Here is a 25,061-nt window from a genome sequence, read left to right as displayed (position 1 = left end):
GAAAATGTTGCTGCCTGAAGTGGCTTGGATTAACGAACCGATCAAGCAGGAAGATGGAGAAAAGATGTTGGCCTAAGACTTAGTGGTCTCACTTGACTTGAAAATTTCCGGATCGCCGATGTAGAGAATGCCGAATACATAGGTGCAGAAATGTCCACCGAATCTAAGCGGCAAGTCATTTGCTACCTTGCGCAGTCCATTGACAGTACGGACATTTCCACCTGGGCAACGAGTCCGGAAGAGCCGTTGGACAAGGGGCAATTGAATAACTGGCAGAAGATTGCTCGGAAACTTCGAGAAGTTTCCACGCTGTAGTGATGCGAGATCAAATTCGACTGACGGATTTCGCGAGGCCCACCCAAGCTCGTCGGCGAAGGCAAGGGATCTTTCAACCGCTCAGCCGGTATCCGGTTTCGGATCAGGCGGTCTTCACGCCGGAACTGGCGTCTTGAGCAGCGCTTCGATCACCGCGCGGCAGCCGCCGCAACCGGTGCCTGCCCGGCAGGACTCGCCCACTTCGGCCACCGTGGCGCACCCTGCCTCCACCGCATGGGCCACCTGGCCGTGGGTGGCTCCGGAGCAACGGCAGAGCTGGTCATCCGGTCCCGGTGCCCCCGCAGGTTCCAGCATTCCGGGATCATCAAGCCGCAGCAGCGTCGAACGGTCCGCGGGCAGCGTGCTGCCGCGTTCGTAGCTGAGCACCAATTCCGCGCTGGTTCGCGGCAGCCCCATGGCGAGGAATCCGGTGAGAACCCCTGCCTGCGACACCATTTTCAGGTACTTGCCCTCTGCCGGATCGGCGAAGACGGTGACCTGGCTGCCGGACTCGTCCCAAAGCCCGGCGGAGATGTCTCCGCCCGCGGCCACTTCAAGTCCTTGGCCCTTGAGCATCAGGACATCCGAGGATTCCAGGGACGGAGGTGCGAGGCTGATCGGATCGTGCAGGCTTGGATCGGCCGGTCCCGGAGCCGGGGTGCTGAGCATATATTGGGCCAACCAGCCTGCTTGGGCCCAGCCAGGGGCGAGCAGGCCCACCGGCGCTTGGCCGGCGACCTCGGCGCAGTCGCCGATGGCGAAGATGCGATGTTCGATGTCCGCGGCGAGATATTCGTTGGTCTTGATTCCGCGGTTGACCGCTAGCCCGCAGCTGGAGGCCAGCTCGGTGCGCGCACGCACTCCGGTGGACAGCACCAGGGCTGCTCCTTCGATGACGCCGTGGGTTTGCGTGACCAGTCCGGTGAATCCGGTTTCATCCTTCTGGATTCCGGTGGCGCGAGCCTCGGAGATCACCTCGACACCGGCGGCGCGCAGGCTGCGGATCAGCAATGTGCCGCCGTCGGCATCCACCACCCTTCCCAAGGGGGCCGGCCCGTGGTGGATCAGCACCGGCCGATGCCCGGCTTCGGCCATGGCCAGCGCCGCTTCGATGCCCAGGACTCCGCCGCCGAGCACCAGCACCCGGCCGTTGCCCTGCAGAACCTTGTTGAGGTTCATCGCGTCTTCCAGGGTGCGCAGTGCGAACACACCCTGGGGGAGTCTGGCCTCGGAACGCGGGTCGAAGTTCAACCCGTTCAGTGCGGGGATCGTTGGCCGGGCGCCGGTGGCGAAGACCAACCGGTCGTAGCTCAGCGGACCGGCGTCTTCGAGCAGGACCTGGCGGCGGGAACGGTCTACGCGCTTCACGGTGCGGCCCAATTGCAGGACAACCCCGGCATTGCGCAAGCGGGTTTCATCGACCATGCCCAGGTGCTCGGCGCGGGTGGCGCCGACGGCGAGCTCCGCGAGCAGCACGCGGTTGTAGGCCAGGTGCTTTTCGGATGACACCACGATCAGCTCTATGGTTCCGGCGGTCACTGCGGGCAGCAGTCCCTCAACGAGGGAGGCAGCCACCGGGCCGAAACCGATGATGACAATGCGTTCCTTGGTCTGCAAACTCAAGACTCTTCTCCTAAGGGGCATAGCGAGACGGGGACATGCTTGAACTCGGGCATGGCGCTGAGCGGATCGACGACCGCGGGAGTCAGGATGTTCGCGTTATTCTTGCCGGGAAAATGGAAGGGAAGGAAGACGGTGTCCAGGCGAATCTTGGTGGTCAGCGTGGCGCGTGCGACCATGTCGCCTTGGCCGCTGCCCACCTTCACCCGCTGGCCGTCGGTGATGCCGTGGCGCAGCGCGGTGGCCGGATGGATTTCCAGTCTGGCGTCCGGGGCCGCCGCCTGCAGCTCGGCCACACGGCGGGTTTGCGCACCGGACTGGTAGTGTTCCAGCAACCGGCCGGTGACTAGTGATATTGCGCCGGGCCGGGAGTCCTGTGGCGCAGTGGCCGCTGGATAGACCGCGACGAGCTTCGCCTTGCCATCGGGATGGGCAAAACGTTCCAGGAAGAGCCTCGGCGTACCCGAACGGACCCCCGGCTCCCGGGAAATTGTTGCTGCGGCAGGGCAGGGCCAATAGATGGCAGCCCCCGCATCGAGGTCATCCCAGTCCACGCCCGAGTAGTCCGCCAGCCCTCCGGCGGAGGCGCGGCGAAGCTCCTCGAAGACCTCGCGGGCGTCGGTGGAGAAGTGGCCGGGGGAGTCCAGGCGCCTGGCGAGTTCGGCCAGAATCCACAGTTCGCTGCGTGCCTGGCCTGGTGCGGCCAGGGCGGCCCGGCGGCGCAGCACCCGCCCCTCCAAGTTGGTCATGGTTCCTTCCTCCTCGGCCCACTGCAGCACCGGGAGCACCAGATGCGCCTCGGATGCCGTTTCGGAAAGGAAGAAATCGCAGACCACCAGGAAGTCCAGCCGGCGCAACCCCTCGATAACCCGCGAGGCATCCGGGGAGGAAACGGCCGGGTTGGAACCGTGGACCAAAAGCATGCGCGAGCCCTGCTCGGTACCCAAGGTGTGCAGCAATTCGGTGGCGGGAATTCCGGGACCGGGAATGATCTCCGGGTCAACTCCCCAGACCTTGGCCACGTGCTTGCGGTGTTCCGGGTCGGTGATCTTGCGGTAGCCGGGCAGCTGATCGGCCTTCTGCCCGTGCTCGCGTCCGCCCTGTCCGTTGCCCTGTCCGGTGATGGTGCCGAACCCTCCGGCGTTGCTACCGGGCAGGCCCAGCAGCAACGCCAGATTGATGGCTGCGGTGGTCGTGTCGGTGCCGTTGGCATGCTGCTCGACGCCGCGGCCGGTGAGGATGTAGACCGGGCGGCCACCTGCGCGGGCGCTGTCTGCGGCTTTGGCCAGCGCGCGTGCGGTGCGGCGGATTTCGGCGGCGGGAACACCGGTGGCTTGTTCCACCCGTTCGGGCCACCACGCGGCCAGCGAGCTGCGCAGCTGCGCCAGTCCGTTGGTCCGGTTTTCGAGGTACCGTGCATCGGCCAGCGATTCGGTGAGCAGCACATGGGACAGGCCCAGCAGCAGCTGCAGATCGGTGGCGGGGGTGGGCTGCAGATGCCATCCGGCCCCGTCGGCGGAGAGCTCGGCGGTGGCCGAGCGTCGCGGATCCACCACGATCAGCCCACCGCTGCTCCGGGCGCCCTCCAGATGGCGGACGAACGGCGGCATGGTGTCCGCAACATTGGAACCGAGCAGCAGGATCATCCCGGCCCCGTCGAGGTCGGCCAGCGGGAATGGCAACCCCCGGTCCAAGCCGAAGCTGCGGTTGCCGGCCATGGCGGCCGAGGACATGCAGAACCTGCCGTTGTAGTCGATGCGCGAGGTGCCCAGCGCCAACCGGGCGAACTTGCCCAGCTGGTAGCCCTTCTCGTTGGTCAATCCGCCGGCGCCGAATACCGCCACCGCATCCGCGCCGTGCGCGGCCCGGATGGCGGCGGCGCGTTCGGCAATCAAATCCAGTGCCTCTTCCCAACGAATGGGCGCAAAGGAGCCATCTGACTGGCGCAGCAGCGGCTCGGTCACCCGGTCGGGGTGGCCCAGCAACCGGGCGGCGCTATGGCCCTTGCGGCACAGCGCCCCGCCGTTGGTTTCGAAGTTCCGCCCCTTCAGCTTCACCGGTTCGGCTGCCTGCGCGGTGGCGGCAGATTCCAGGGTGATGCCGCATTGCAAGGCGCAGTAGGGGCAGTGCGAATCGGTGCGGGAGGCCATCTAGATTCCTTGCTGTGCAAAGATGGTGCCGCGGCGTACGTAGCAGAACCAGGTCACTGCCATCAGCAGCAGGTACAGCCCGACGAAGACGCAGAATGCCGGGAGGTAGGATCCGGCTCTGGAGACCGAAAGCCCCAGGGCCTGCGGGACCAGGAATCCACCGTAGGCGCCGATGGCCGAGATCAGGCCCAAGGCGGCCGCGGACTTACGCGCCGCTCCGACGCTGTCTCGGCCGTTGTCCGCCCGCAGGGCGAAGACGGCGGGGATCATGCGGTAGGTCGAGCCGTTGCCTACGCCGCTGGCGGTGAACAGGACCAGGAAGAGTCCCAGGAACACCCAGAAATTCGTGGCGGACAGGGTGAGGACCAGCCCCACGGTGATCAGCGCCATCAGCGACAAGGAGGCCAGGGTGATGCGCGCTCCGCCGAAGCGGTCTGCGAGCTTGCCGCCGTAGGGGCGGGCCAGCGAACCGACCAGCGGGCCGAGGAAAGCCAGGGTGATCGTGGCGGTTCCCAGCGCGAACCCCGAATATTCGGTGAAGGTATCTGCGATCAGCTTCGGGAAAACCGCGGAGAAGCCAATGAACGAACCAAAGGTGCCGATATACAGGGACGAGATGATCCATAGATGCGGCTCGCGCAGGCAGGCCAGCGCTCCGCGCAGATCCGAGCGCGCGTTGGACAGGTTATGCATATTGCGCAGGGCGCCGAAGGCGGCGAGCAGGATGAACGGGATCCAGACGATGCCGGCCATCGGCAGCTGCAGGGAGTCTGCGGCGAATATGGTGATGGCGATCGGCACCAGCAGCTGGGCCACGGCCGCGCCGAGGTTGCCGCCGGCGGCGTTCAGGCCCAAGGCCCAACCCTTCTGCGCCGCAGGGTAGAAGTAGGTGATATTGGCCATCGAGGAAGCGAAGTTGCCGCCGCCGAACCCCGCAAGGCCTGCCAGCGAAAGCATGACCCAGAACGGGGTGCTGGTATTCGCCACGGCAAGGGCCAGGCCACCGGCCGGGATCAGCAGCAGCAAGGCCGAGACGACGGTCCAGTTGCGTCCGCCGAATCGGGCCACCATGAAGGTATAGGGAATGCGCAGGGTGGCACCGACAAGGCTTGGCATGGAGATCAGCCAGAAGAGCTGGGAGGTGCTGTATTCAAAACCGGCCGCCGGCAGGTATACCGCAACGATGGCGAATAGCTGCCACACCACGAAGCCGAGGAATTCGGCGAAGATCGACCAGCGAAGGTTGATCGCCGCGGTTTTCTGGCCCACGCTATTCCAGAATGCCGGGTCTTCGGCGTCCCAGTTGTTGATCCAGCGTCCCTTGGACAATTGAAGCGACGCGTCGGCTGTAGCGGCACCGCGATCCATCTGGGGTTCTGACTCTATCTTGATACTCACGCGAATCGTTCCCTCTCGCTGCTGGCTGGTGCTTTCAGCTTTCCAGAGGGGTATTTCGCCTAGGTGCGCTCGGTGTTGCACCCAAGGGAATTTAAATTCACGGCGCTTGCCTCAGCGGCGATAGGTCCACGTAACTTGTTCGAAATCAGCGGTGTTGTGCCTAGTGGCAGCTCATATTTCCGAGAGTCTCAGGCGGTGCGCCGACGGAGTTACCCGCCGATATACGACATCTCGATGCGCTTGCGGTCCCCTGGCTCCAAGGCGGCGCGCAGCTCCGAATAGTTGTCATCGCGTTTGCTCCACAGCCCGCCGAGCGCCAAGGCGATATCCCGGTCGGTGGCCTCGGAGCGCAGCAAGGCGCGCAGGTCCGTGCCTTCGGAGGCGAAGAGGCAGGTGTACAGCCGGCCTTCGGCCGAGACCCTGGCCCGGGTGCAGTCGCCGCAAAAGGCGCCGGTGACCGAGGAAATCACGCCGATTTCCCCCGACCCGTCGGCGTACTTCCAGCGTTTGGCGGTCTCTCCCATTTGCGTCGGAGCGGCGGGTTCGAGCCGGTGCCGGGCGGAGATCCGCTCGATCACCTCGGCGGAGGGCACAACCTCTTCCAGCTGCCACTGGTTGGAGGCTCCGACATCCATGTATTCAATGAAGCGCAGCACATGCCCGCTGCCGCGGAAGTGCTCGGCGAGGTCCAGGATTTCGTCGTCGTTGACTCCGCGCTTGAGCACGGTATTGATCTTCACCGGGCCGAGGCCGGCTAGCGCAGCCGCGTCGATGGCGGCAAGAACCTTGTCGACCGGGAACTTGACGTCGTTGATGGCTTGAAAGCGCTCATTGTCCAGCGAATCGAGAGATACCGTCACGCGGTTCAGTCCGGCCTCTTTGAGCGCGGCCGCCTTGATGGCCAAGGCCGACCCGTTGGTGGTCATCGCGAGATCCACCGGATTCCCTTCCGGCGTGCGCAGCGCCGCCAGCCGGGAAATCAGGTCCTCGATGCCGCGCCGCAGCAGCGGCTCGCCGCCGGTGAGTCGGAGTTTGCTGACCCCCAGGGATACCGCGATCCCCGCAAGCCGTTCAATTTCTTCGAAGCTCAGCAGTTCCGAGCGTTCGCGGAACTGGAAATCCTTGCCGAAGACTTCCTTGGGCATGCAGTAGACGCAACGGAAATTGCACCGGTCGGTCACCGAGATCCGCAGGTCTCGCAATGCTCGGCCGCGAGCGTCTGCCACTTTGATGGGATCTACGTTCAGAGCCACGGTGCACCTCCTGAAAAAGTACTGATGGGGCGGCTTCAAGTTATTGGCAGGGGGAGACTGCATCCGCGCAATATGCGAAGCTACCGAGGTGGTAGGTCATCTTTGAATTCTTGAGGCCTGGCCGCCGATGGTCCGCGGCGAAAATTCGATGTCGCCAAAGGGGCGCCGGCAAGAGACAAGTGATTCTCAGTCGAGAATACCTTGGATCACGTTGACCCGCATCACTTCGGCCGTCTTTGACGTCGGAAGTGACGCTGGCAGCGCGGCTGCTGCATTTGCTTCTTCGATTGATCCGCCTTCCCTGGCAGGCCCAGGCGCAAGGTTTTGGTGGATTTCTTTTCTTCCTTGGGCTTCCGCCGGTGCTTCTCATCGGCACTTGTCGGTGCCGAAACGAGGTCGAATCTGAGCGCGCAAAATGTTCATGATGCGAAAAAGCTATTTCAAAAAAGTGTTGCGCAGGTCACATTCCGTTGATAATCTCGTAGCTGTCTATGGCGGGCACCCAGCTCTGGGTCGCTATCTACCGGGCGTGCAACTGATCTATTTCAGCAGATAAGTGCGGCCGGCGCCCGAGATGAACGGGACCGTTCGGCTGGCTTGTCCGAAGCATGAGGAGCCACGCGATGAGCGTTACTACCACTGGCCAAGACTATCTTTCGATGGCCATCGAAATTGCCACTACCAATGTCCGCAACAACGGAGGTCCTTTCGGGGCCGTTGTCGTCTCTGCCTCGGGGCAGGTCTTCGAGGGAGTCAACCGGGTCACCGCGAACAACGACCCCTCGGCCCATGCCGAGGTGGTGGCCATCCGCAATGCGGCCGCGGCGCTGGGCACCTTCGACCTGAGCGGCTGCGTGCTCTACAGCAGCTGCGAACCGTGCCCGATGTGCCTGGCGACCTCGCTGTGGGCGCGCATCGACAAGGTCTATTTCGCCGCCAACCGGCATGACGCCACCGACGCTGGATTTGATGATGCGGTGTTCTATGAATACTTTGAACCCAATTCCAGCCGCGCGCTGATGCCGGTGGATTGTTTCCAGAGTGCCAGCAAGGAGCATTTGAAGCCCTTCCAGGAATGGGACTCGCTAGAGACCCGGACGGACTATTAGGGGACCGGGGCCATGACTATGACAAGTCGCCCGCAAGCCGAACCGAAAAAAACGGGCAAGGAAGCCAAGCCGGAGAGCCTGCAATCGCTTCCCGGGGGTCCACGCAATCTGCTTGATGCGTACTTCCGGATCAGCGAACGAGGTTCCACGCTCGCGCGGGAATTCCGCGGTGGAATCGTCACCTTCTTCACGATGGCCTACATCGTCATCCTCAATCCCTTGATCCTTGGCGGATTCAGCGCCGACGCCGCCCCGGTGGATGTCGCCGGCACCTGGTTGCCGGCAGCGCAGGTCGGTGCCATGACCGGGCTGACCGCCGGGGTTATGACCATCATGTTCGGGGTGATCGCCAACCTGCCCTTTGGGCTGGCCGCCGGACTGGGCATTAACTCCTTTCTCGCGGTCTCGGTCATCCAGGAGGTCACCTGGGCCGAAGCCATGGGGCTGGTGGTGATCAACGGCGTGCTGATCGTGATTTTCGGAATGACGGGCATTCGAACCGCCATCTTCCGGGCGATCCCGAAGGATCTGAAGGCCGCGATCACGGTGGGCATTGGCCTGTTCATTACCTTCATCGGGTTCGTGGACTCCGGCTTTGTCACCCGCACTCCCGCAGGTCCTCCGGTCCAGCTGGGCGATGGCGGATCGATCGTGTCGATTCCGACGATGGTCTTCGTGGTGGGGTTGCTGATCATGGGCGCGCTGGTGGCTCGTGGAGTGCAAGGCGCGATCCTGATCGGCATCGTGGTCTCCACCGTGCTGGCCGTGGTGGCGGAGCTGGTCTTCAAGATCGGGGCGGGCAGCGCGGATAACCCGCACGGCTGGCATCTGAATATTCCGGTGCTCCAGGGGCAGGTGGTCGCGCTGCCGGACATGTCGCTGGCCGGCGATTTCGATCTCTTCGGTTCCTTCTCCCGCATCGGCGCGCTTGCGGCGACGATGCTGGTCTTCACCCTGGTGTTCACGAATTTCTTTGACGCCATGGGAACCATGACGGGGCTGGCCAAAAATGCCGGCCTTGCGAAAAAGGACGGCACCTTCCCGAGGCTCAAGGCCGCATTTGTGGTCGAGGGCCTGGGGGCGGTGGCCGGCGGCATGGGGTCCTCATCCTCGAATACCGTGTATGTGGATTCGGCCGCCGGAATTGGGGAGGGGGCGCGCACCGGTTTGGCCTCTGTGGTCACCGGGGCGTTGTTCCTGGGGTCCATGTTCTTCACGCCGCTGACCTCGGTGGTGCCCATCGAGGTGGCCGCCGCGGCGCTGGTGCTGGTCGGCACCATGATGTGCGCGCAGATCCGCGAGATCAACTTCAAGCGATTCTCCTCGGCCCTGCCCGCCTTCCTGACGCTGATCACCATGCCGCTGACCTACTCCATCGCCAATGGCATTGGGGCCGGGTTCATCGCATGGGTCGTGGTGAATACCGCGGCCGGCCGCTACAAGAAGATCCACCCGCTGATGTGGGTGGTTGCCGCCGGGTTCCTGGTCTACTTCGCCCGAGGGCCGATCACCACACTGCTTGGCTGAGCGCCTCGTGAATAAAAGTTGACATCACTGGCTGTGATGCACTTCACTTAGAATGAATGAACTTGATTTTCCATGATCCGAAATTTGGAGGCTAATCATGGCTGGTTGTGTTGCCTGGTCCAAGGGCCAGATCGCGCACGGAGACTAATCGTCGCCGCGCTCGGAGGGCTGCCCTCCGCGCGCAGCTCATCGAGCGTTTCCCCGGGGCTGGGCCCCGGCGGAAACTAGTCAACCATCCAAATCATTCATAGTGCGCCTGAGCTCTCAGGTGCAGGAGGTGTCAGCGGCATGACCGCCGAGACAACGGAAAAATCGAGCTGCCAAATAACCGTCAACGGAACCATCCGTGAATTCGATGGCCCACCGCATACCAACGCGCTGGATTTCCTGCGTGGCGAAGGGCTCATCGGGTGCAAGGAGGGATGCGCGGAGGGCGAATGCGGCGCCTGCTCGATCCTCGTGGCCCGCAGCGACAGGCAGGGGACCCGCTGGACGGCGTTGAATGCCTGCCTGCTGCCGGCCGCATCGCTCGACGGGCAGGAAGTCATCACTTCCGAAGGCCTGGGCAGCGTGGAAAACCTGCATCCGGTGCAAGAGGAGATGGCCAATCGCGGCGGATCCCAGTGCGGTTATTGCACCCCCGGATTCGTCTGCTCCATGGCCGCCGAATACTACCGCCCGGAGCGAATCGCCAATACCGCAGTCATCGCGGAGCACGGCGAGGAGCACCGGTGCGGACCCAATGGATTCGATCTGCATTCGCTCTCTGGCAACTTGTGCCGCTGCACCGGGTATCGACCCATTCGTGACGCGGCCTATGCCTTGGGCGCACCGGATGCACAAGATGAGCTTGCCACCCGGCGTGGGCAAGCCGCACCGGCGGCGGTGTCCACCGATATCACGCGGGTGGACACCCCCACCGGAAGCACCGGTCGCTTCCGGCGCCCGGCCAGCCTGGACGCGGCCTTTGGCATCCTGGCCGAGGAACCCGAAACCCTGCTCGTGGCCGGGGGCACCGACTGGGGTGTCGAGGTCAATATCAAAGGTGCGCGGGCCCGCTCGGTGCTGGCCATCGACCGGCTTGCCGAGTTGCGCCAAATTCACTTCGGCGAAGACTATATCGAACTCGGCGCCGCCTGCACGCTGAGCGAACTCGAACGTCTTCTGGCCGGCAAGATCCCGTTGCTCGGCCAGCTCTTCCCGCAGTTCGCCTCCCGGCTCATCCGAAATGGCGCCACCCTCGGCGGCAATTTGGGCACCGGTTCGCCGATCGGGGATACCCCGCCGGCGCTGCTGGCGCTGGAAGCGGACCTCGTGCTGGGCAGCGCCTCGGGTAGCCGCATCGTGCCCTTGGCGCAGTACTTCACCGGGTACCGGCAGACGGTGCGGGCCGCCGGGGAACTGATCACCGCGATCCGCATCCCGCTGCCGCTGGCGGTCCTGACCAGCTTCCAGAAGATCTCCAAACGACGCTTTGACGATATCTCTTCGGTGGCCATCGGCTATGCGGTGAGCGTGGAAAACAACTACATCACCAAGGCCCGCATCGGCTTGGGCGGAGTGGCGGCCACTCCGCTGCGAGCTACCGCCACCGAAGCCGCCTTGGAAGGCAAAGAGTGGTGCTTGGCGACTATCCATGCGGCTGCCGAGCAGATGGCGCAGGAGGGCACCCCCATGGATGACCACCGGGCCAGCTCAAGCTATCGAAAGGCGATGCTGAAGTCCTCGCTGGAGCGTTTTTTCGCCGAACAGCTCGCCCGCACCAACGCAGCAAAGGGGGAGCAGATCTCATGAGCCAGCTTTCACAACGCCCGGAATCGCCCGTAGTCGGCCAGCGCCAGCGCCACGAATCCGCGGCCGAACACGTCACCGGCAGCGCGCGCTACACCGATGATCTGGCGCAGCGGCTCACCGGCGTGCTCCACGCCTACCCGGTGCAGTCCACCGAGGCCCACGCGAAGATCCTTGGCCTCGATACCAGCGGCGCCAGCGCAATTCCCGGGGTGGTGCGGGTGATTACCGCCGCCGATATCCCGGGTGTCAACGACCAGGGCGCCAATCGCGACGAACCGATGCTTCCGGTCGACGAGGTGATGTTCTACGGCCAACCGGTGGCCTGGGTGCTCGGCGAAGATCTGGAAGCCGCCAAGGCCGGGGCCGGGGCGGTCAAGGTGGACTACGAGCCGCTTGCCTCGCTGATCACCATCAAGGAGGCCATTGCCGCCCAGAGCTTCCACGGGATCAAGCCCACCATCGACAAGGGGGATATTGCCGGGGCCTTCGCCGACGCGGCGCATGTCTTTGAGGGGGACTTCGAATTCTCCGGCCAGGAGCATTTTTATCTTGAGACGCAGAACTCGCTGGCGCTGGTTGATGAGTCCGGCCAGATATTGATTCATTGCTCCACCCAGCACCCCACCGAAACCCAGGATATCGTCTCCCATGTGCTCGGCATCCCGGCCCATGAGGTGACCGTGCAGGTATTGCGGATGGGCGGCGGGTTCGGCGGCAAGGAAATGCAGCCGCACGGCTACGCGGCGCTCGCCGCGCTGGGCGCGGTGCTCACCGGGCGTCCGGTGCGGGTTCGCTTGAACCGCACCCTGGACATGACCATGACCGGCAAGCGCCACGGGTTCTACGCGACCTGGAAGATCGGCTTCGACGCGCAGGGCAAGATCCTGGCCTTGGACGCCGGCCTCACCGCGGACGGCGGGTGGAGTCTGGATCTGTCCGAACCGGTGCTCACCCGCGCGATGTGCCATATCGACAACGGCTACTGGGTCCCGAATATCCGCGTACGCGGAAGGATTGCCAAATGCCACAAGACCTCGCAGACCGCATTCCGCGGCTTTGGCGGGCCGCAGGGCATGCTGGTGATGGAGGACATCCTGGGCCGGGTCGCCCCAAAGCTGGGGATCGCGGCCCGCGAGCTGCGCCGGCGCAACTTCTACGCGCAGGGACAGGACACCCCGTACTACCAGCCGGTGCGCCATCCCGAACGGCTCAACGCGGCCTGGCAGCAGGTGCTGGAATCCGCCCAGATCACCCAGCGCGAGGCGCAAATCAGCGAATTCAACGCGCGCAATGAAAACACCAAACGCGCCCTGGCCCTCACCCCGGTGAAGTTCGGGATCTCCTTCAACCTCACCGCCTTCAACCAGGGAGGCGCCCTGGTGCTGGTCTACAAGGACGGCTCGGTGCTGGTGAACCACGGCGGCACCGAGATGGGCCAAGGCCTGCATACCAAGATGCTGCAGGTCGCGGCCACCACCTTGGGTGTGCCGCTGTCCACGGTACGCATCGCGCCAACCCGGACGGACAAGGTGCCCAATACCTCGGCCACCGCCGCCAGCTCCGGCAGCGATATCAATGGCGGGGCCGTGAAGGACGCTTGCGAGCAGATCCAGGCCAGACTGGCGCAGGTCGCCGCCGGCAAGCTTGGCGTTCCGGCGCATGAGGTGCGATTCGGCAACGGAAAGATCACCGCACTGGGCAAGAGCCAGGAGCTGAGCTGGGAAGAAACCGTGCGGGACGCCTACTTCCAGCGCATCCAACTCTCGGCCGCCGGGTTCTACCGTACCGAGGGGCTGCACTGGGATTTGAGCCAGATGTCCGGCACCCCGTTCAAGTACTTCGCCTACGGGGTAGCCGCCAGCGAGGTGGAGGTCAGCCGCTTTGACGGGTCCTACACCCTGGCCCGAGTGGACATCGTCCACGACGTGGGCGACTCGCTCTCGCCGCTGGTGGATCTGGGCCAAATCGAAGGCGGTTTCGTGCAGGGCGCCGGGTGGCTGACCCTCGAAGACCTGCGCTGGGATACCTCGGATGGTCCGGGGCGCGGGCGGGTGGCCACCCAGGCCGCGAGCACCTACAAGATCCCCAGCTTTTCCGAGATGCCCGAGGTCTTCTACGTTTCGCTGCTGGACAAGGCCCATGAGGAAGGAGCGGTATACGGTTCCAAGGCGGTCGGCGAACCGCCGCTGATGCTGGCCTTCTCGGTGCGCGAGGCGCTGCGGCAGGCGGTGGCCGAATTCGGTCCGGCCGGCTGCTCGGTCCAGCTGGCCTCGCCGGCCACACCGGAGGCGGTGTTCTGGGCCATTGAATCCGTGCGCGAGCCGAGCCTGATCGAGGAAAAGGTGCACTAGCCATGCTGTCCTGGATCGAAGCGGTGACGGCACTGCGCAATGAGCGGCGCGCGGCGGTGCTGGTCACCGTCACCGCCGTGCGCGGCCATGCCCCGCGTGAAGCCGGCGCGAAGATGGTGATCGCGGCGGACGAAATCTTCGGCACCATCGGCGGCGGCAATCTGGAGATGGCGGCCATGGAACGGGCCCGCGAAATGCTCGCGCAGGGCGAAAGCCAGCCGCAGGACATGAGCCTGCGGCTGAACGACAAAGCCCCGGCAAAATACGGGCGCCAATGCTGCGGGGGAGAGGTGAGCCTGCTGCTGGAGCCTCTGCCGGTGCCGGCCACCGTGGCGATCTTCGGGATCGGCAACGTGGGAATGGAACTTGCCCGCATCCTCTCCCGGCATGAGCTGGAGTTGCATCTGACCGACTCGCGTCCCGAGTTCCTCCAGTCGCTGGCGGCTATGGAACCCGGCGTGGCCCGTGTGCATGCGCAGGTGGCGGTGCTGGGCGAGCAGGTATTGAGCTGCCTTCCGGAAGGCGCCCACGTGCTGATCATGACCCACGACCATGCCGAGGATTTCCATTTGTGCGATGCAGCCTTGCGGCATCCGGGGCTCGGATCGATCGGGCTGATCGGTTCGAAGGCCAAATGGGCCCGCTTCCGGAAGAACCTGGCCGCCAGCGGTCACGGCGAGGCGAAAATCCAGCAGATCCAATGCCCCATCGGATTGCCCCAGGTCTCGGGCAAGCAGCCGGCGGCTATCGCCGTCAGCGTGGCCGCCGAGCTGCTGGCCAGGATCAGTTCCACCAGCAAGGTGCATGCCTGAGATCATGTGATCCGCCGCCGGCCACCGGCATCAGCTCTGGACGCGCCGAAGTTCGCTGCCGACCCGGGTGATCTGCTCGGGGCCGACCTGGCAGCACCCGCCGATAATGCGTGCGCCGGAGGCGATCAGTTCGGGCACCGCTCCGGGCAGATCGGTGCCCGGGGTCCCCGGAAGCCAGCTCCGGGCCTCGCGGTCCCAGATTTCGCCGCTGTTCGCGTAGGCCAGCAGCGGAAGATCCGTCAGCTCGCGCAGCACCTTCAGGGCCGAGACGGCCACGGGCACCGGGCAGCAGTTCACGCCGAGCGCGGCAAAGGCGCCGGAATCGTTGGCGATCCGGGCCGCCTCGCGCAGGTCGCTGCCGTCTCCCAGCACCAGCTGTCCGTCCGCGGCGGTGCGCACCGCGAGGCTGAGCAGCACCGGCAGGTCCAATCCGGCCGCCTCCCCGGCCAGCGCCTGGACTTCGGCCAGGCTCGGCACGGTTTCACAGATCAGCACGTCTGCGCCGGCATCGGCCAGGACCCGCAGACGCCCGCGGTGCCAGTCGGCCAGCTCGGCGACGGTGCGCCCATAGGCTCCGTCGTATTCGGTGCCGGACCCCGGACCGGCGCCGTAGGGTCCCACCGAGGCGGCCACCCAGCGCGCCGGTGAACCGTTCGCCGCCTCGCGGGCCAGCCGCACGCTGGTGCGCAGCAGCTCCTCGGCCTGCGCGGCGGCCTGCTCGGTGCCCGCACCGCCGCTGGCGTTCGCCAGGCCATCGATGCTGACCTGGTAGGAGCAGGTGGTGGCCAGTTGCGCGCCGGCGGCGAAGAAGTCGGCGTGGGCGGCGCGGACCTCCTCGGGGCGGTCTTTGAGGATCTGCGCGGACCACAGTTCGCCGCTCACGTCATTGCCGCGCTGCGCCAGATGGGTGCCGAGCCCGCCGTCCAGGAGCAGCGGCGCGCTGTCTGCGGCGCTCAGCGCCTCGCGGAAATTGAGGGTTTCACTGGGATTTTTCACTTTCCGAGGGTAACCCGGCGATGGGTTGATGACCGATTATGACGGTCCGTGACAGGCCATGACGAGGGCTGCGCGGAGCAGGGGGCACGGCAGTTATTCTTCAAACGCATTCATTTCAGAAGGAGCCCCCATGTCCGAGCTCAGCGCGCCGCCGGCGCAGCAGCCTCCCGCCCGCTCTACTCCGGGCGTTTCGCCCGGCGAATCCGGGCTGCGCAGAACCATGACCTCCCGCCACCTGGTGATGATCGCGCTGGGCGGGGTGATCGGCTCGGGGCTGTTCGTCTCTTCGGGCTATACGATTGCGCAGGCCGGACCGCTGGGCGCCGTGCTGGCCTACGCGGTGGGCGCGCTGGTGGCCTATATGGTGATGAGCGGGCTCGGGGAGCTGTCCGCACGCCATCCGGTGGCCGGCGGGTTCCACGCCCACGCCACCCGCGACCTCGGCCCGGCCTGGGGTTTCACTACAGCCTGGCTGTACTGGATGTGCTGGGCGGTGGCGCTGGCCAGCGAGTTCACCGCCTCGGGCATCCTCATGCAGCGCTGGTTCCCCACGGTGCCGGTCTGGGTGTTCGCCCTGCTCTTCGCGGCCCTGCTGTTCGCGCTGAACGCGGTGTCCTCGAAGGTCTTCGCGGAAACCGAATTCTGGTTCTCGCTGATCAAGGTGGCCGCCGTGGTGCTCATGATCATGGTCGGCGCGGCCACGATCCTCGGCATCAACCCGGCCAGCGAGGCGGGCCCGCTTGGCCTGGCGAACTTCGATACCGGCGATGGGCTGTTCCCGACGGGGATCAGCGGCGTGCTGGTCACCATCCTGGCGGTGTTCTATGCCTTCAGCGGCACGGAGCTGATCGGTGTGGCCGCCGGCGAGGCCAAGAACCCGGAACTGAGCATCCCGCGGGCCATCCGCACCGCCGTGGTGCGCCTGGCGGTGTTCTTCATCGGCGCCATCGTGGTGATCGCCGCGATCGTTCCCTTCGCCGAGGCGGGCGCAAACGAGAGCCCATTCGTCACGGTGCTGGATGCCGCGGGGCTGCCGGCCGGGGCCGACATCATGAACTTCGTGATCATCACTGCATTGCTCTCCGCGGGCAACTCCGGACTATATTCCTGCGCCCGGATGCTGCACGCAATGGGCGCCGCAGGCCAAGCCCCGGCGGTGCTCTCGAAAACCAACCGCCGCGGCGTGCCGATGCTGGCGCTGTGCCTGTCGCTGCTGGGCGGTTTGGCCTCCCTGCTCTCCGGGGTCATCGCCGCGGACTCGCTGTTCCTGGCGCTGGTCTCCATCTCCGGGTTTGCGGTGGTGGCGGTGTGGATCGTGATCTGCGCTTCGCACCTGTCCTTCCGCCGGCACCATGTAGCGGTGCACGGCGGCACCGATTCGCTGCCCTATCGGGCCCCGCTGTTCCCGCTGCTTCCGATCCTGGCGCTGCTTCTGCTGGGCGCCTCGCTGGTCGGTGTGGCCTTCGACCCCGTGCAGCGCCCGGCCCTCTGGTTCGGGGTGCCCTTCACCCTGCTGTGCTTGGGCTACTACCGCTGGCGCCACGGGGCCGGGGTGTTCACCCCGGCCCGCTGAGCGGGCGCTGTGAAAACGCCGGACCCGGGAACTCTGCGCGGCTCTGGGGAGTTTAACGGGGCCGAGGCGGGCGGAAATCGTGCCGCGGATCCACCAAGGAAATGAGGACGTTGTGGCAATGTTCGACAAGCTATTGCGCAAGGGAAAGCAGCTGGCCGGGGAGTATGTCCGGGAACAGCTGAACCAGCGCAGCTCCACCGGCCAGCAAAACAACCAGCAGGATCCGCGCGACAGCCGAAGCCAATCCGGGTACGAAAACCGGGACTACCCGAACCAGCAAGGCTCGGTGCAGCCGCGGACGGCCGGTAGCCAGGGCGCATCACGCGAGGACCAGGCGGCGATCGAGAAGTACCGCTACATGCTGCGCACCGCGCCGCCGCAGGATATGGAACGCGCCCACAGCGAGGCTTTTGCCCGGTTGACGGTGTCGCAGCGCGAGCTGCTGCACGCCGAGCTGGCCGAGCAGCTGCCGGCCGCAGAGCGCCCGGCCTCGCAACGGCCGGAGGATCTGGCCCGGGCCGCCACCCGCGCCGAGGTATCCCGCCCGGGCTTCATGGACAAGCTCCTCTCGCGGGGCGGTTCGGGACGGAAATCCATGGGCGGCATGGCCGCCGGCGCGGCCGGCGGGCTCGGAATCGGCCTGCTGGGCGGTGTGGCCGGAGCCTTCATCGGCACCGCGATCGCCGGACCGCTGCTCGATGGCTTCGCGGGGATCGGCGAGGAATTCGGCTCGGCGGCCGAGGGGCTCAGCGATTCCTTCGCCGGAGCCGGCGAACAGTTCTCCGCGGCCGGAGAGGGCTTGGGCGACCAGGCCGGTGGCGCGTTCGGGGACTTCCTGGGCGGTGCCGGAGGAAGCTTCGGGGACTTCGAGTTCTAGCACTGGCATGGAGCGGCCGCCGTGCATCCTGAACCCGCTGCCAGCGGGAACTCGTGGCTCTTGACCTGCGGGAAAGAGATCTTGAAGATCGGTCCGCCGGCCACCACGAACACGATCTTGCCCGGCATGATGGAACACTGCCATCGATCAGGCTGCCCCGGCCCCTATTCCGTTGCGGCTCGTGGATGTTTGACGGTTCCAGGGGCCTCGCCCCAGCGCTTCCCGCTAGCGGCATCCGGCACGCCGCGGCTATGGGCCAGCGCCGCTGCCTCGGCGCGCGAACGCACATCCAGCTTCTTGAAGAGGTTGCGGACATGGAACTTCACCGTATTCTCGCTGATGCCCAGGGCTGCGGAGATCGCGCGGTTTCCCTGCCCCGCCGCCAGCAGTTGGAGCACCTCGAATTCCCGGGCGGCCAGCTTCCATTGGGCCAGATCGGCGGGCATGCTCTGCGGCGCATCGAGCGGCAGCACGATCGAGACGTCGGTGCCCCACTCGGAGATGACTTCCAGCTCCATCCGCCCGGCCAGGGCTTGCACCTGACGGTTCAGGCGCTCGATAGTCGGAGACGCTTGATCCATGGCGCCGCGTCCGTCGTCACGCATGTTGATCAGCAGGTTCTCACCGTCGCAGTCCCATTGGGCACGAATCCGGTGGATCTGTTCTTGATCCATCATGACCAGCGCCAGCCCGCGCATGATCGAGCGCGCCGCGTAGGCGACTTCTCCGGGCAAGGCCCTGCCATCGGCGGGCGGCTCGATGAATTGCAGTTCCACTCCGCCGGATTCGCTCAAGGGGCGCAGGTCCTCGCGCAAGCGGGTAAAGGCGCTGCCCACCGGTTCCTCGGCCATGCCATTGATCCGGTCATCGAGGGACCGCAAGCCCACCAGGGTCTTCGCCGCCAGGTCGGTGGCCTTGGCACGTGCCAGCGCATCGCTGAGCTGCGTGCTGCGCAAGGTGGCCAGCAGAAGGTCCAGGCTGGTGGAGTACTGGTCGACCAGTTCGGTGGTCACCCGGGTGCGTTCGGCCGATACGGCCCGCGATTCACGCAAGTAGGAGGGCGGCGCGTCAGCGACCTTTTCGCGGATCCGGGCTGCCGTGAGCTGCCAGAGGTAATCAAGCAGATCACGAGAACTGCCGGACTCGGCAGGCTCCTGCACCACTACCGGATCAGTCAGCACGAGTAGCGCATTGCTCGGCGGATAGCGCAAGGCAAGGACTTCGCGCGGGGCCCCGCTAATCCCTGCGGTGCCCCGCCACCGGTCCTGCTCCGGGTGGGAGCTGCGCAGCTGGTCCAATTCGGCAATGGTCACCCGGGAGGTGATTGCTTCGCTTCCCGCCTTCTTCTGCGGCCGGCCGGTGCACTCCTCGGTGAAGATCAGCAGCGCGGAGCATTTGACCCACGGCTGCAAGGACGCATGCAGCCGTTCGGCGATCTGCAGCAGCGGCGCGGTAGCCAGCAGCGACAGCGAATCGAGAAGCTCCCAGAGCCTGGCATCGGAATTCGGGTCGCGTCCAATGAGCTCGTGGAGAGAAACCATGACAGTGAGTGTATTCCATTCGAGCCTGGCCAGCCTACCCGAATGGGTAGGAAAAGCCGTCACAAGATGGTGTATTGCCCACCCGGCAGATCCGTGAGGATGGATTGTAGACACGGCGAGGCCCGCAACGGGCACCGAAGCGACCATCGAGAGGAATGGCTTGGGTACTTTGCGAACTAAGGCGGAGGCAAGCACCGCAAATCATGTTGTAGCCGCGCAGGAAATGATTCAGGCGGAGATCGCTGAGACCATGCAGGCCATCGATCCCGGCCAGGTCGCAGCGGTGGCCGAGCTGGCCAGTTCGGCCAAGCGGATCTTCGTCGCCGGTGCCGGGCGCAGCGGGCTGGTGCTGCGCATGGCCGCCATGCGGCTGATGCATCTGGGCCTCACGGTGCACGTGGCCGGTGATATCACCACTCCGGCCATCACCGAGGGGGATTTGCTGCTGGTGGCCTCCGGCTCGGGCACCACCTCCGGGGTGGTCAGAAGCGCCCAGACGGCAGCTGATCTCGGGGCGTGCGTCGCCGCGGTGACCACGGACCCGGGCTCGCCCTTGGCGCACCTGGCCACCGCAATCGTGCAGGTGCCGGCCGCGTGCAAGACGGACCACGGTTCGGCGAAGAGCAAGCAGTACTCGGGCAGCCTCTTCGAGCAGTCGCTCTTCCTGCTCACCGAATCGCTATTCCACTGTCTTTGGAACAGCACGGAATTGCCGGCCGAAGAGCTGTGGCTGCGGCACGCCAACCTGGAATAGCCCGGGCCGCGAATCCTCCTTGAAAAACACAACAACCGAAAGAAGATCACCATGAAAATCCAAGTTGCCATCGACCTGCTGACCACCCAGGATGCTCTGGAGCTGGCGGCAAAGGTCGCCCCATACGTCGACATCATCGAGCTGGGCACCCCGCTGATCAAGGCCGAGGGCCTCTCGGCGGTTGCCGCGATCAAGAGCGCCCACCCGGACAAGATTGTGTTCGCCGACATGAAGACGATGGATGCCGGCGAGCTGGAAGCCGACATCGCTTTCGCTGCCGGCGCGGATCTGGTCTCCGTGCTTGGCAGCGCAGACGACTCCACCGTGGCGGGCGCCGTCAAGGCTGCCAAGGAGCGCAATAAGGGCATTGTGGTCGATCTGATCGGCATCGCGGACAAGGCCGCCCGTGCGAAGGAAGTCATCGCGTTGGGAGCTCAGTTTGTCGAGTTCCACGCCGGCTTGGACGAGCAGGCGCAGCCCGGTTACGACCTGACTGGCCTGCTCAGCGCGGGGGCGATCGCAGCAGTTCCGTTCTCGGTGGCCGGCGGGGTCAGCATCAGCACGATCGCCGAGGTGCAGAAGTCCGGGGCCCAGGTGGCGGTGGCCGGAGGCGCCATCTATGGTGCGGCCGACCCGGCGACCGCGGCCCGCGAGCTCAAGGCCGCATTGGTCTAAGGTACGAAACCTCGGTGGCATCGATAAAATGGAGCCACCAGGAATTGCACAACAAGACGCACGGCTCCACCGGGGCCGTGCGTCTTGTTGTTATTTGTCCTCGTCGCCACCGACCATGGTGATTGGCTGGACGCCTCCGCCGGGGAAGCAGCCGATCGGGCTCTTGCCCGATTCTGCGACGATGTCCAAGCATTTGGATGTCAGGGTTTCGGGGGTGATGGACCGCTCGAGGATCTTGTTGGCCTCGGCCTCGGCGGCGCTGGTTTGCTTGCGCTGCTCGGCGATGCGGGTCTTCGCGGTTTCGGCCTGCAGCTCGTTGATGCGATTCTGCGTCGGCTCATCGAAGTTGATGATCGGCAGGGTTACCGAGCGGATGTCAATCTGGGTGCCGACCTTTTCCTGCATCTTGGTCCGCACGGACTTGGCCAGGCCCTCGAGATCCTGGCCTCCATCGGCTGGATCGGTATACGCCAGCGGGTCGTAGCTCGCCATGACTTCGTTCAATGCGGCACGGAAATTACGATCCACCAGGTTGGACTGGATGCCTTCGAAGGTGCGGTAGTCCAGGAACACGGACATCGCGTCGTCGGTCTTCAACTGCCACTGGATCGAGGCGTCGACGTTCGCCTTGCCATTGTTTCCCAGGCGGACCGGGATGGCGCTGTTCGAAGAGTACACATCGTTTTGGACCGAACCGTCGAGCTTCTCCACGGTTTCCCACGGCGCCTTGAGGTGGAAGCCGTTGCCGATGACGGCGGTCGGCTTGCCCAGGGCGATCTTCACCCCGACGGTGCGTGGCTGAACGATGGTGGCTGAGGCGAATCCGAGAACAACCAGCGAAACGACCAGAATGCCGATGCCGGTTAATCGGGTATTTCCCTTGGACTTCGTACCGGCTTTCATACCCGCGCTGCCGAAGATAAAGAACAGCCCGAGAAGGATGCCAATGATGATGAGAACTGTGAGAAACATGTTCCTCTTCCTAGATGTGATGAACACTTAAAGTCTAAGCGATGTACCATCTGGAGGATTCGAGGGACGCTGAGTGATGTTTCACGTACCGCTGCGTGCGGATACGACAACGGCCGTGAATGCCCGATGGGAACTCACGGCCGTTGCGGGGGAAGACTACTTCAGGTGGTCAACCAGCTGCGAGGCGATACCGGTGTAGCTGCCCGGGGTCATCTGCTGCAAACGAGCCTCGGCGTCCGCCGACAAGCCCAGCTCGCCAACGAATTCCTTCAAGCGGACCGCGTCCACGCGCTGTCCGCGGGTCAGGTCCTTCAGGCGCTCGTAGGGATTGTCCATGCCTGCAACGCCGGCAATGGATTCGGCTCGCATGACCATCTGGATAGCCTCGGCGAGCACCTCCCAGTTGTGGTCCAGATCCTCTGCGAGTACCGCCTCGGCGACATCCAAGCGATCCAGGCCCTTGGCGACGTTCGAGATGGCAAGCACCGAGTGGCCGATGGCGGTACCGATGTTGCGCTGCGAAGAGGAGTCGGTCAGGTCGCGCTGCCAGCGGCTGGTGACCAGGGTGGCACCCAGGGTGTCAAGCAGGCCGTTGGAGATTTCCAGGTTAGCTTCGGCGTTCTCGAAGCGGATCGGGTTCACCTTGTGCGGCATGGTCGAGGAGCCGGTGGCTCCGGCCACAGGAATCTGAGCGAAGTAGCCGATGGAGATGTAGCTCCACACATCGGTGCACAGGTTGTGCAGGATGCGGTTGAAGCGTGCGATGTCGGCGTAGACCTCTGCCTGCCAGTCGTGGGATTCGATCTGGGTGGTCAGCGGGTTCCAGGTCAGTCCCAGGTGCTCGACGAAGGACTGTGAAACCTGTTGCCAGTTCGCGGTTGGAACCGAGGCGTAGTGGGCGGCGTAGGTGCCGGTGGCGCCGTTGATCTTGCCCAGGTACTCGGTCTTCTCGATGCGATCCAGCTGGCGGGTCAGGCGCCAGGCAAGAACTGCCAGTTCCTTGCCCAGGGTGGTGGGGGTAGCAGGCTGGCCGTGGGTGCGCGAAAGCATTGGAACGTCGCGGGACTCTTCGGCCATCTTGGTCAGCTGGGCCACCAGATCGCGGGCTGCAGGCAACCACACCTGGGTGACTCCGCCCTGGACACCCAGCGCGTAGGAGAGATTGTTGATGTCTTCGCTAGTGCAGCCGAAGTGCACCAGCGGCTTCAGGTTGCCAATGCCGATAGCATCCAGACGGTTAGCGATGTAGTACTCGACTGCCTTCACATCGTGGACGGTAACCGCCTCGATCTCGGCCAGTTCCTTCACCGAGTCGGCGTTGAAGTCCGTGACGATCTTGCGCAGGGCGGCCTGCTGCTCGGCGGTGAACGGGGAAGTGCCCGGCAGCACGGAGTTCTCGGCCAGGTGGATCAACCATTCGATCTCCACGTGAACACGATCGCGGTTCAGCGCCGCTTCGGAAAGGTAGTCAACCAACGGTGCCACCGCGCTGCGGTAGCGTCCGTCGAGGGCACCAAGTGCCAGGGGTTCATTAGCAAGGGAAGTGCGCGCAATCTCAGCCATGCTCATATTCTTTCATCACTGCGTGCACATCACATCTTTTACACACATCCTTCTTTCCACAGCCGGTGCCCAAACGGGCCGAAAGAAGCCGCAACAGGGCGAAGATGAAAGCAGATTTTCACCGATTCACCGGTGGAGAATTACGGGTTGGAGCTAATCATGATGTTTCAGGCGACCCTGGATTCGGTGGCCTTCCAGCTGGATGACGCCCAGTCAACAACGCGTTTCGCCATCGAACAGCTCTCTTCAATCGGCTCGCTGACTTGGAGATCTTCGGCAGGCAAGGCGTTTGCCTCGGAGGTGAGCCAACTCAGTGACAGGCTCGTGGGACTTACCAAAGCGCTGGGCGAAGCCGAATCGTATCTGTCCTTGGCCATCAGGGAGATGAACGCGTTAGAAGCGGAGATCCTCAACCAGCGAATGGCCTCCTAGCCATGGGATATGACGTCAATTACAACTCCTTGGATTACGCCCAATCGGCTCAGATTTGCCAACAAGTCTACGGACAGCTCCAAAGTGTTGAGACGCAACTGCTGAGGGCCTCGGTGCGCGCGCAAGAATGCCAACAGGAAGCACAATCCCAATGCTTGGTCAACGGAATCGGTAACCGTGGTTATTCACTGGGGATTCTGGCGGACAAATTACGCACCGGCTACCACCACTCGACCGAGGCCGTGATCGATGCCCGGAGGTTGGAGGAGAAAGTGGGCGCAGCAATCGAGAACTACGTCAGGGCAGAGACCAGCATCGAAAACTCGATTCTGGTCTCTGCCAAGTGGCAGATTCTGGTGGACGCTTGGAATAACACGCGCAACAACGATTCCCGCCCGCCGACCAGGGATATGGAAACGCTGCTCAAGCTTTTTGTCTTGCTCTCTTCGCCACGGGACCGGTTTGGGTTTGCGCGCCCGCAGCCTTTGATGATGCACGAAACGACCGAGAAATTGGCCGATTTAATCTCTACCTGGGGACCTTTGCGGAGCAAGGAGCTCAACCTCGGCGAGGCCCAACCGGTGGAACAGGTTGAGGTTGACGGCACGCTGAACAGCTACTACCAGCTTCACAAGATTCTCAACGATGCCGGGCCCAATGATGATGGGCAGATTCTTATCGCCGAGGCCGAGAAAGATGGAGAAAATGTTTATCTCGTCATTCTTCCTGGGACTCAGGGGGAGGGCAACGGCAATAATCCCTTTGACACCTACGGCATCATCGATGCGTTCAGCTTCGAATCGGACAACTTCGCCGGACCGATCAACGAGGCCCTGCAAATCACTGGCGCACGCGAGGGCGACGAGGTGATCCTCAGCGGGTACTCGCAAGGTGGGATTCATATTGCGAATCTGATGAAGAACAGGTTCTTGCGCAAGAAGTTCAAGATGGAAAAGATGCTGACCCTCGGTTCTCCCATTGGCCACATAAACCTTCCCGAGGACATTCGAAGCCTGTCGATTGAGGATTCCAAAGACATGGTTCCGGGCACCGACGGGGTAGAAAACAAGCGCAAAAAGGATCAAATCACCGTAAAATTTGACGGTCCGAGGTTTGAGGAACAACTCGACGAGGGGCTGTTCGGCAAACCGCACGACCTGGATAATTACGGAGATCATCTCGAAGAGATAGTGGAGAGCCCGATCCCGGATCTGCACGAAAATATGCGGGAATTCGCGCTTCCTCCGGGGCCTCTGAAATTTCGCAAAATCAAGATCGAACGCAAAGAGCGCCCGCGAAACACAAAGCATGAAAACTGGGAGGAAGAGAAATACGGCTCAGCCCGCTAG

At 64.1% G+C, this 25,061-nt stretch carries 21 protein-coding genes; 12 read left to right on the top strand and 9 right to left on the bottom strand.

The window, feature by feature from the left end:
• Positions 1-150 precede the first annotated feature (150 nt).
• The gene (locus CIK76_RS19415; protein ID WP_176484196.1) at positions 151-315 is read left to right on the top strand and encodes a hypothetical protein; all 165 of its coding nucleotides are present in this window, start codon (positions 151-153) and stop codon (positions 313-315) included.
• A gap of 114 nt (positions 316-429) precedes the next feature.
• Here CIK76_RS19415 and CIK76_RS12445 read toward each other — a convergent pair whose 3' ends face one another.
• The 4 genes from CIK76_RS12445 to moaA all read right to left on the bottom strand — a co-directional run bounded on the left by CIK76_RS12445 (position 430) and on the right by moaA (position 6,736).
• Positions 430-1,938 carry an FAD-dependent oxidoreductase gene (locus CIK76_RS12445; protein WP_255248455.1) on the bottom strand — a complete coding sequence of 503 codons (1,509 nt, stop codon included), beginning with the start codon at positions 1,936-1,938 and terminating at the stop codon, positions 430-432.
• Positions 1,935-4,085: a molybdopterin oxidoreductase family protein gene (locus tag CIK76_RS12440; RefSeq protein WP_096286916.1), complete on the bottom strand. Its 2,151-nt coding sequence runs from the start codon at positions 4,083-4,085 to the stop codon at positions 1,935-1,937. Before CIK76_RS12440 ends, CIK76_RS12445 begins: the two co-directional genes overlap by 4 nt.
• The gene (locus CIK76_RS12435; protein ID WP_096286914.1) at positions 4,086-5,453 is read right to left on the bottom strand and encodes an MFS transporter; all 1,368 of its coding nucleotides are present in this window, start codon (positions 5,451-5,453) and stop codon (positions 4,086-4,088) included. It lies immediately after the preceding gene.
• Between the two features lie 239 nt (positions 5,454-5,692).
• Positions 5,693-6,736 carry a GTP 3',8-cyclase MoaA gene (gene moaA / locus CIK76_RS12430; protein ID WP_255248454.1) on the bottom strand — a complete coding sequence of 348 codons (1,044 nt, stop codon included), beginning with the start codon at positions 6,734-6,736 and terminating at the stop codon, positions 5,693-5,695.
• A gap of 623 nt (positions 6,737-7,359) precedes the next feature.
• On the opposite strand from moaA, the gene CIK76_RS12425 reads away from it, so the two are divergent.
• The 5 genes from CIK76_RS12425 to xdhC all read left to right on the top strand — a co-directional run bounded on the left by CIK76_RS12425 (position 7,360) and on the right by xdhC (position 14,329).
• Positions 7,360-7,845, top strand: a complete 486-nt coding sequence (locus tag CIK76_RS12425; RefSeq protein ID WP_096286910.1) for a nucleoside deaminase — start codon at positions 7,360-7,362, stop codon at positions 7,843-7,845.
• Positions 7,846-7,857: 12 nt separating this feature from the next.
• The gene (locus tag CIK76_RS12420; RefSeq protein ID WP_096286908.1) at positions 7,858-9,372 is read left to right on the top strand and encodes an NCS2 family permease; all 1,515 of its coding nucleotides are present in this window, start codon (positions 7,858-7,860) and stop codon (positions 9,370-9,372) included.
• Between the two features lie 288 nt (positions 9,373-9,660).
• A complete protein-coding gene (locus CIK76_RS12415; protein ID WP_096286906.1) occupies positions 9,661-11,166 on the top strand; it encodes an FAD binding domain-containing protein in 1,506 nt (501 codons plus the stop codon).
• A complete protein-coding gene (xdhB, locus tag CIK76_RS12410; RefSeq protein ID WP_096286904.1) occupies positions 11,163-13,517 on the top strand; it encodes a xanthine dehydrogenase molybdopterin binding subunit in 2,355 nt (784 codons plus the stop codon). The genes CIK76_RS12415 and xdhB overlap by 4 nt, the downstream gene beginning before the upstream one ends.
• Positions 13,518-13,519: 2 nt before the next feature.
• Entirely contained in the window at positions 13,520-14,329 is an 810-nt protein-coding gene (gene xdhC, locus CIK76_RS12405) for a xanthine dehydrogenase accessory protein XdhC (RefSeq protein ID WP_096286902.1), read from the top strand.
• A gap of 30 nt (positions 14,330-14,359) precedes the next feature.
• On the opposite strand, the gene mmuM is transcribed toward xdhC, so the two are convergent.
• Positions 14,360-15,325, bottom strand: coding sequence for a homocysteine S-methyltransferase (gene mmuM / locus CIK76_RS12400; RefSeq protein ID WP_255248453.1), 966 nt, complete (start codon positions 15,323-15,325; stop codon positions 14,360-14,362).
• A gap of 130 nt (positions 15,326-15,455) precedes the next feature.
• Between mmuM and CIK76_RS12395 the strand changes: the two genes are divergently transcribed.
• Positions 15,456-16,898, top strand: coding sequence for an amino acid permease (locus CIK76_RS12395; protein ID WP_096286900.1), 1,443 nt, complete (start codon positions 15,456-15,458; stop codon positions 16,896-16,898).
• A 118-nt stretch (positions 16,899-17,016) separates the two neighbouring features.
• A complete protein-coding gene (locus tag CIK76_RS12390) occupies positions 17,017-17,775 on the top strand; it encodes a hypothetical protein (RefSeq protein WP_176484198.1) in 759 nt (252 codons plus the stop codon).
• Here CIK76_RS12390 and CIK76_RS19825 read toward each other — a convergent pair.
• Both CIK76_RS19825 and CIK76_RS12385 read right to left on the bottom strand, forming a co-directional pair.
• Positions 17,772-17,903 (bottom strand): hypothetical protein, encoded by a 132-nt coding sequence (locus tag CIK76_RS19825; RefSeq protein ID WP_255248452.1) that lies wholly within the window; start codon positions 17,901-17,903, stop codon positions 17,772-17,774. The genes CIK76_RS12390 and CIK76_RS19825 overlap by 4 nt on opposite strands.
• A 36-nt stretch (positions 17,904-17,939) precedes the next feature.
• Positions 17,940-19,316 carry a LuxR family transcriptional regulator gene (locus tag CIK76_RS12385; RefSeq protein WP_096286896.1) on the bottom strand — a complete coding sequence of 459 codons (1,377 nt, stop codon included), beginning with the start codon at positions 19,314-19,316 and terminating at the stop codon, positions 17,940-17,942.
• Positions 19,317-19,539: 223 nt separating this feature from the next.
• On the opposite strand from CIK76_RS12385, the gene hxlB reads away from it, so the two are divergent.
• Together hxlB and hxlA are read left to right on the top strand one after the other, a co-directional pair.
• The gene (hxlB, locus tag CIK76_RS12380) at positions 19,540-20,070 is read left to right on the top strand and encodes a 6-phospho-3-hexuloisomerase (protein ID WP_096286935.1); all 531 of its coding nucleotides are present in this window, start codon (positions 19,540-19,542) and stop codon (positions 20,068-20,070) included.
• Between the two features lie 51 nt (positions 20,071-20,121).
• Positions 20,122-20,745: a 3-hexulose-6-phosphate synthase gene (hxlA, locus tag CIK76_RS12375; RefSeq protein WP_096286894.1), complete on the top strand. Its 624-nt coding sequence runs from the start codon at positions 20,122-20,124 to the stop codon at positions 20,743-20,745.
• A 90-nt stretch (positions 20,746-20,835) separates the two neighbouring features.
• On the opposite strand, the gene CIK76_RS12370 is transcribed toward hxlA, so the two are convergent.
• A complete protein-coding gene (locus tag CIK76_RS12370; RefSeq protein ID WP_096286892.1) occupies positions 20,836-21,717 on the bottom strand; it encodes an SPFH domain-containing protein in 882 nt (293 codons plus the stop codon).
• Between the two features lie 156 nt (positions 21,718-21,873).
• On the bottom strand, positions 21,874-23,280 hold the full coding sequence (purB, locus tag CIK76_RS12365; protein WP_096286890.1) for an adenylosuccinate lyase: 1,407 nt from the start codon (positions 23,278-23,280) through the stop codon (positions 21,874-21,876).
• A gap of 159 nt (positions 23,281-23,439) precedes the next feature.
• Between purB and CIK76_RS12360 the strand changes: the two genes are divergently transcribed.
• Both CIK76_RS12360 and CIK76_RS12355 read left to right on the top strand, forming a co-directional pair.
• Complete coding sequence (locus tag CIK76_RS12360) at positions 23,440-23,712, top strand: hypothetical protein (RefSeq protein WP_141393549.1); 273 nt, start codon at positions 23,440-23,442, stop codon at positions 23,710-23,712.
• Between the two features lie 2 nt (positions 23,713-23,714).
• Positions 23,715-25,061 carry a hypothetical protein gene (locus CIK76_RS12355; protein WP_096286886.1) on the top strand — a complete coding sequence of 449 codons (1,347 nt, stop codon included), beginning with the start codon at positions 23,715-23,717 and terminating at the stop codon, positions 25,059-25,061.

Origin of the sequence: Glutamicibacter sp. BW80, from assembly GCF_002332385.1 — a bacterium.
Taxonomy (GTDB): domain Bacteria; phylum Actinomycetota; class Actinomycetes; order Actinomycetales; family Micrococcaceae; genus Glutamicibacter.
Note: the sequence above shows the minus strand (reverse complement) of the source record. Positions and strands in the feature narration are given on the sequence as shown.